Origin of the sequence: Aeromonas sanarellii, assembly GCF_000820085.1 — a bacterium.
Taxonomy (GTDB): domain Bacteria; phylum Pseudomonadota; class Gammaproteobacteria; order Enterobacterales; family Aeromonadaceae; genus Aeromonas; species Aeromonas sanarellii.
This window is the reverse complement of sequence record NZ_CDBN01000036.1, coordinates 66685-74139: the sequence shown is the minus strand read 5'-3', so window position 1 is coordinate 74139 and position 7455 is coordinate 66685. Positions and strand designations below refer to the sequence as shown.

The 7455-nt window shown below is 62.7% G+C and carries 5 protein-coding genes; 2 read left to right on the top strand and 3 right to left on the bottom strand.

Going from position 1 to position 7455, the window contains the following annotated elements:
* Nucleotides 1-1232: helicase HerA-like domain-containing protein (locus BN1132_RS07420; RefSeq protein ID WP_042076442.1), on the top strand; the 1232-nt coding region annotated here is incomplete at its 5' end.
* Between the two features lie 158 nt (nt 1233-1390).
* Here the strand turns inward: BN1132_RS07420 and BN1132_RS07415 are convergent.
* The 3 genes from BN1132_RS07415 to BN1132_RS07405 all read right to left on the bottom strand — a co-directional run bounded on the left by BN1132_RS07415 (nt 1391) and on the right by BN1132_RS07405 (nt 4911).
* Nucleotides 1391-2581 carry an amino acid aminotransferase gene (locus BN1132_RS07415; RefSeq protein ID WP_042076440.1) on the bottom strand — a complete coding sequence of 397 codons (1191 nt, stop codon included), beginning with the start codon at nt 2579-2581 and terminating at the stop codon, nt 1391-1393.
* A 144-nt stretch (nt 2582-2725) separates the two neighbouring features.
* On the bottom strand, nt 2726-3667 hold the full coding sequence (locus BN1132_RS07410; RefSeq protein WP_042076439.1) for a hypothetical protein: 942 nt from the start codon (nt 3665-3667) through the stop codon (nt 2726-2728).
* Nucleotides 3668-3873: 206 nt separating this feature from the next.
* Nucleotides 3874-4911, bottom strand: a complete 1038-nt coding sequence (locus tag BN1132_RS07405) for a porin (RefSeq protein ID WP_042076436.1) — start codon at nt 4909-4911, stop codon at nt 3874-3876.
* A 386-nt stretch (nt 4912-5297) separates the two neighbouring features.
* On the opposite strand from BN1132_RS07405, the gene dinG reads away from it, so the two are divergent.
* Nucleotides 5298-7370: an ATP-dependent DNA helicase DinG gene (gene dinG, locus BN1132_RS07400; protein WP_042076433.1), complete on the top strand. Its 2073-nt coding sequence runs from the start codon at nt 5298-5300 to the stop codon at nt 7368-7370.
* Nucleotides 7371-7455 lie beyond the last annotated feature (85 nt).

The following is a 7455-nucleotide window of genomic DNA, read 5'->3' as shown; positions in this document are numbered from 1 at the left end:
GCCCCACCCTGTTCTGGGATCTCTTTGCCCTGCAAGGCCATCCGGTGCGGGCCACCGTCTCCGACATGGGGCCCCTGCTGCTCGCCCGCCTGCTCGGCCTCAACGACACCCAGAGCGGCGTGTTGGAGCTGGTGTTCAAGGTGGCGGACGACGAGGGGCTGCTGCTGCTCGATCTGAAAGACCTGCGCGCCATGGTGCAGTTCGCGGGGGACAACGCCAAGACCCTCACCACCCGCTACGGCAACGTGTCCACCGCCTCCATCGGCACCATCCTGCGCAACCTGCTCACCCTGGAGAGCGCGGGGGGCGATCACTTCTTCGGCGAGCCCATGCTGGACATTCAGGACCTGCTGCAGACCGACGAGGCCGGTCACGGCCATATCAACGTGCTGGCCGCGAGCAAGCTGACCCAGTCCAGCCGGCTCTATGCCTGCTTCCTGCTCTGGCTGCTCTCCGAGCTGTTCGAACAGTTGCCCGAGGTGGGGGATCCGGAGAAACCCGTGCTGGTCTTCTTCTTCGACGAGGCGCACCTCCTGTTCAACGACGCGCCCAAGGCGCTGCTGGAGAAGATAGAGCTGGTGGTGCGGCTCATCCGCTCGAAAGGGGTGGGTGTCTACTTCGTGACCCAGAGCCCGGCCGACATCCCCGACAGCGTGCTGGGGCAGCTCGGCAACCGGATCCAGCACGCCCTGCGCGCCTTTACCCCGAGCGATCAGAAGGCGGTGCGCATCGCCGCCAACACCCTGCGCACCAACCCGGCCTTCGATGCCGCCGGCGTCATCACCGAGCTGGGGGTCGGGGAAGCCCTGGTCTCCCTGCTCGACGAGAAGGGGCGCCCCGGCGTGGTGGAGCGCGCCTTCATCGCCCCCCCGGCCAGCCGCATCGGTCCCCTGAGCGACCCCGAACGGCAAGCCCTGATCCAGGGCTCATTGCTCTACGGCCGCTACGAGACGCCGGAAGATAGGGAGTCCGCCTTCGAGCGGCTCAATGGGGGCAAGGTGACCCCCACAAGCGAGCAAGGCAGCGAGCAGCCATCCAACGGGGAAGGCGGTCTGCTCGATGCCCTCAACGGCATCCTGTTCGGTCGCACCGGCCCGCGCGGTGGCCTGCACGACGGCGTGGTGCAGACCGCCGCCAAGAGCGTGGCCCGCACCCTGGGCAACGAGGTGGGGCGGCAGTTGGTACGGGGGGTGCTCGGCTCCCTGCTGGGGGGCGGCAAGCGTCGCCGCTGAGGTAAAAACCGCAGGAACGAAAAAGCCCGCCGAGTCTCCCCGGCGGGCTTTTTATTGAACGGATACCCATGGCTCGCTTACCGCACCCTGGCGATGGCGTCGCAGAGCGGAGCTATATATTGACGCGGGTGATGCAATCCGCAGCCTTTTCGCCTCCTTTACAACACCTTGGCGATGGCGTCGCAGAGCGGATCTATGTTGGCTCGGGTGATCCCGGCCACGCTGATCCGACCGGAGCCGACGATGTAGATGGCGAACTCGCTCTTGAGGCGCTCCACCTGATCCTTGGAGAGGCCGGAGAAGGAGAACATGCCGTTCTGCTCGCGGATGAAACCGAAGTCCTGGCTCACGCCGCGTTCCGCCAGCTTCGCCACCAGCAGCTCGCGCATCTCGCGAATGCGCACCCGCATAGCGGCCACTTCTTCCACCCACTCGGCATAGAGGGCCGGATCGCTCACCACGGCGGTGACGACGGCGGCGCCGTGGGACGGCGGGTTGGAGTAGTTGGCACGGATGACGGTCTTGACCTGGGTGAAGGCCACATCGGCGATCGCCTGGGTCGCGCTGACCAGGGTAAAGGCACCGACCCGCTCGTTGTAGAGGCCGAAGTTCTTGGAGAAGGAGCTCGCCACCAGCAGCTCGTCGTGGCACTCGGCGAAGATGCGCAGGCCTTCGGCATCTTCCTCGATACCGCGGGCAAAGCCCTGATAGGCGAAGTCAAACAGCGGCAGCCAGCCGGCGGCGGCGCTCTGCTCGGCCAGGGCGCGCCACTGATCGCTGGTGGGGTCTATGCCGGTCGGATTGTGGCAGCAGCCGTGCAGCAGCACGAGATCGCCGGCCTGGGCCTCGGAGAGTGACGCCTGCATGGCCGCAAAGTCGAGCTTCTTGGTCGCGGCATCGTAGTACTTGTACCACTTGACGGTCAGACCGGCCGCCTGGAACACGCTGACGTGGTTGGCCCAGGTGGGATCGGAGATCCAGACGGTCTTGGCCAGGCCGTTGCGCACCACGAACTCGGCGGCGATGCGCAGGGCACCGGTACCACCCGGCGCCTGCGCCGTCTTGGCGCGACCGCTGGTCACCAGCGCCGAGTCACGGCCGAACAGCAGTTGCTGCACGATGCGGCCGTATTCGATATTGCCTTCGATACCGAGATAGTTTTTGGTCTTCTCGTCGGTCAAGAGCTTCTGTTCAGCTTTCTTGACGCAATGAAGGATAGGAGTAGCACCGGTCTCATCCTTGTAGATCCCGACCCCCAGGTTGATCTTGTGGCTGCGAGAGTCGGCACGGAAGGCCTCGGTCAGGCCCAGGATCGGATCCGCTGGGGCGGCAACAACCTTTTCAAACATGGTATTCCCTGTATTCCGTTGAGTTCGTTGGCTGGCAAAGTAGGTTGGCAAACAAAAGCGCCCGTCTGGCGAGCGCTCCGTCAACTCTTTATACCACCGCCTTCCATAGGGGAAAACCGCTTTCTCGATGTCGCTGGCAGCCCGTCAGCCAACGGCGTGCCAGTCTGGCGCCAGGGCGCACACCTCGGCCGAGAGCCCCTGGTTGGACTCCACCAGATCGGCGTACAGCGCCAGCAGCGGACGAGGGATACGGCTCGGCTCCCAGGGGCGGCTGTCCTGCAGGGGCGCACCGTAGGCCGCCTTGATGGGCACGAGATCTTGCGGCAGCCACCAGCTCGCCGGGCGCCCCAGCCGCTGGGCCAGCATCAGCACCCTGTCGACGCCGGCCGGATCCAGGGTGGTGAGGTGACTCCAGAGCGTATGGGGAGGCAAGGCGGCAATCAGGGGTTGCAGGGCGCCGGGATCCTCGGCGGGATGCCAGACCAGCAGGGCGTCGGCGGGCAGGCGCAGCTCGGCAAAGGCACCGACGCAATCCGTGCTGATCACCCGCTGGATCTCCCCCTCCCCCCAGAGGATCTTGCCAAGCCCCGTCAGGGTGCGGGCCGGCAGCGCCACCTCCCCCAGGGTCTGGAGCCAGGGGGTGGCATCGAGCAGGGTGCCGCCGCTGAAGAAGAGACTGAACGGGCGTGCAGAGCGCAGGCGAAGCGGCAGATCGCGGCACAACCGGATCCCCTTGTCTTCGAAGTCGATCTGTTCGATGGGGCTGAAACTCGCCTCCCCCTTGCGATAGAGAGCCGCCAGCACCCGATCGTTGACCTTCTCCCCCAACTGCCAGCCGTGGGACTGCAGCCACTCCTCCGGCTCCGGGGGGGCGCACGCTATCTCCGCCAGCATCAGCTCGCGGGTCAGATAGCGCCGTCCGGCCGGGGTCAGCTCATAGCGATGGTTGCCGAGGGTGAGTAGCAGCTGATTGTCCCTCAGCATGCCGACAAGGGGCTGCCACTGGCGACCGCGGATAACCTGGGGGGCCCCGCTCAACAACTGCTGCGCCAGCGCGCGCCACTCGGGGTGGGTGAAATCGATCAAAAGGTATCCTTCCCTGTCGGCCAGCCCTGTTTCAACAAACTGAATAATCTAGCGATTTACGAGAAGAGAGCCAAGGGGGCAAGGAAGACAACGTGACCTGGCGCAGCACCAGACGTCAAGAGGAAGCGAAGGAGGTGAAAGGCGAATAAAACAAAACGGCCAAGCAAGCTTGGCCGTTTATCAACTAAATCCGGATTAAGACTGGATTAGAAGTTGTATTGCAGGGCAACAGTGAACTCGTCGTCCTTGTCGTTGATACCCTGAATCTTGTACTCAGTGTATGCCTTGAACTTGGAAGTGAAGTTGTACTGAACACCCAGCAGGGTTTCGTCAACGATGTCTTCGTAGGAAGAACCGGCAGAGTTGGACAGTACCTTGCCTTCGGCGAAGTTGTAGCCAGCCAGGAAGGTCCAGGCGTCTACGTTGTAGGAAGCAGCCAGCTCGTAGCCACGGCCCTTATCCTTGTTGCTGCCTTGAGTGGTGTTGTCATAGCTCAGGTCACCCTGAGTGTACATACCAGCGAAGTAGAAGCCGTTGATGGCGTAGTGTGCGCCCAGGGCCCACTCTTTCTTGTCGCCGGAAGCGCTGGAAGCGGTGCTTTCCAGGTCGGAGTAAGCGTAACCGGCGTTCAGGCCCAGACCGAAGTCGAAGTCGTAACCGGCAGCAGCGGCGTAGCCGTAGTTGCGCTTGGCGTTCGGACCATAGATGGCGTCTTCTTTGATACCTTGACCGATGTCAGTAACCTTGACGGCCTTGTCATCGTTGGTCTGGTAGGACAGCTTGCCCTTGAAGCCACCGAAGGTGTTGGAGTAGATGATCTGGCCTTCTTGACGACCGTCGTAGAAGTTACCTACGTCACCCCATTCGTTGAAGATATCGGTCGGCTCCAGCACGTCGTAGAACGCGGTGTCGGTCTGGCCGAAGATGATCTTGCCGTACTGGGTACCGTCGAAGCCAACCCAGATGTGACGGGAGTCGAACTTGTTGGCGGAGTTTTCGGCAGAAACTTGCCACTCGGTCTTGGCAATACCGGACCAGGTGTTGTTCAGAGCAACTTTGCCGGACCAGCCCAGACGGGAGGAACCAACCAGTTCAGCGTCGGTGTCGTCGTGCTCTACGTAGTAGTTAGCCTGAACACGGCCATAGATATCAAAGGAGGTGCCGTCTTTGTCGTAAACGACAGCAGCGTTGGCTGCGGATGCGAACAGAGCCGGGATAGCAATAGCCAGAATTGTCTTTTTCATAGTTGTTTCCAATGCCTACTGTAATTAAACACTAAGTCCTTGTTATTCCCTGTGTTAGCGATGTTCTTTGCATCACTATGCCGCCGAGACTATCACCGGGTTTTCCGATCCGCAATGAAAAAACTTGGAACTTTTTATGAAAACCATAGTCATAGGGAAAAAATTGTGAGCTGAATCTCACAATGTTTGCGCCATCAGGGAAAACGTTTACAGCGATACTCTCTGCCTGAATCACGCTTTTTTGGTGATTTATTGCACGTGCCATCCACCCCATGACATAAGTGCGGCCCCCCTTCCATGACGGCTGCTTCCCCCTTGCCTCGACCCGAGTCACCTCTTGCGGGTATCCTGTGCTGATTCACCTTACACAGGGTTACACCGCCTTTATGCTATCGACTCGTCTCAAAGCCACCATCCGCAATACCTATCGCCAGATTGCCGATGGTTTACCCGGTTTTGTGCCGCGCAAGGAGCAGAATTTTCTGGTGGCCGAGATCGCCAAGACGCTCACCGGTGAATATGACAAAAGCCGCCGCATCCTGGTGGCCGAGGCGGGCACCGGCATCGGCAAATCCCTCTCCTATGCCCAGGGCGCCATCCCGGTGGCACGGCTCACCCAGAAGAAGCTGGTGATCTCCACCGCCACCGTCGCCCTGCAGGAGCAGCTGATCCACAAGGACCTGCCGTTCTACCATCGCCACAGCGAGCTGCCGTTTCGCTTCATGCTGGTCAAGGGGCGCCAGCGCTACTGCTGTGAGCATCTGCTGGAACAGGCCGCCCAGGGCAGCGACATGGCCAACTTCGAGCTCGACTTTGGCGCCCTGAGCAAACACAAGCCGTCGGATGCCGACAAGGCGTGCTACCAGGCTCTGTGGCAGGCCTATACCGAGGGCAAGTGGGACGGCGATCGGGACAACTGGCCCAAACCCATCCCGGACACCTGCTGGGATCCCATCGCCGCCGATCGCCACACCTGCAACAAGGCGCTCAGCCACCACCAGCACTGCCCCTTCCACCGGGCAAGAAACGACATGGATGCCGCCGACGTGCTGGTGGTCAACCATGCCCTGCTGCTCTCCGACCTCACCATGGGGGGCGGCATCATTCTGCCGCCGCCGGACGAGTGCATCTATGTGCTGGACGAAGCCCACCACCTGCCCACCATAGCCCGCGACCACGGCGCCGCCAGCGCCAGCATCAAGGGATCCCGCCGCTGGCTGGAGAAACTGGCGCAGAGTGCGGGCAAGCTGGCCAGGACGCTGAACAAGGAGAGCCTGCTCGACCCCCAGCTGAAACTGCAGGATGCCCTCGCCTCCCTGCAGCCGGATCTCAGGGCGCTGGAGCAGTGGCTCGCCAGCCACGAGCACCTGTTTGGTAGCGAGCAACACCACAGGTTTGCCGACGGCGTCCTGCCCGACCCCCTGCCCATGCTGGCGGAGAACCTGAAAGAGGCGAGCAAGAAGGCGCTGCGGGCGCTGGACAGGATGCAGGGCGCCATCGGTGAGGCCCTGAAAGACGGCGAAATCCGTCGCAAGGAAGCCGAGCCCCTGCTGGCGGAGAGCGGTTTTCATCTGCAACGGCTGGAGAGCTTCTGCGCGCTGTGGGAGATGCTGAGCCGCCATGTGCCCACCGGCAAGACGCCCCTCGCCCGCTGGATGGCCAGGAGCGAGGATGGGGACATCTGGCTGCACGCCTCCCCCATCGAGGTGGGTTATCTGCTGGAGGAGTGGCTCTGGTCCAGGTGCCTTGGCGCCGTGCTGGTCTCGGCCACCCTCACCGCCCTCTCCTCCTTCAATTATTTCCGCCATCAGGTAGGGCTGAAAGAACACGACGGCACCCGCTATCTGCGCCTTCGCTCCCCCTTCGACTATCACAAGGCCGAACTCTACCTGCCCAGCATGGTCCATGAGCCCAGCGCCCCCGCCTTCACCCAGGAGCTGATCGATACCCTGCCCCGCCTGCTGGCCGGCAAGGAGGCGAGCCTGGTGCTCTTCTCCTCCTACCGGCAGATGAACGAGGTAGCGCAGGGACTGCGGGCCAAGGGCATGTCGCTGCTGGTGCAGGGGGAGGCGTCCCGCAGCGCCCTGCTCACCCTGCACAAGCAGAAGTGTGACGGCGGCCAGGCCAGCATCCTGTTCGGCACTGGCAGCTTCTCCGAGGGGCTGGATCTGCCCGGCCACTACCTCACCAACCTGGTGATCACCAAGCTGCCTTTCGCGGTGCCGAATTCCCCCGTGGAGGAGGCGACCGCCGAGTGGATAGAGCAGCGCGGCGGCAATCCCTTCCTGCAACTGACGGTGCCTGAAGCCTCCCGCAAGCTGATCCAGGCCTGTGGCCGCCTCATCCGCAAAGAGGCGGACCGGGGCCGGGTGACCATACTCGACCGCCGCCTGTTGACCAAACGCTACGGCAAGGGACTGCTGGACGCCCTGCCCCCCTTCACCCGGCGCATCGAGTAAGGTTCGGGGCTCGCTGGTTGACGAACCGAGCGGGGATCCCGGGAAGCAAGAGCAAGAGAGAGCAAGCGGCTGCCCACCCACTCGC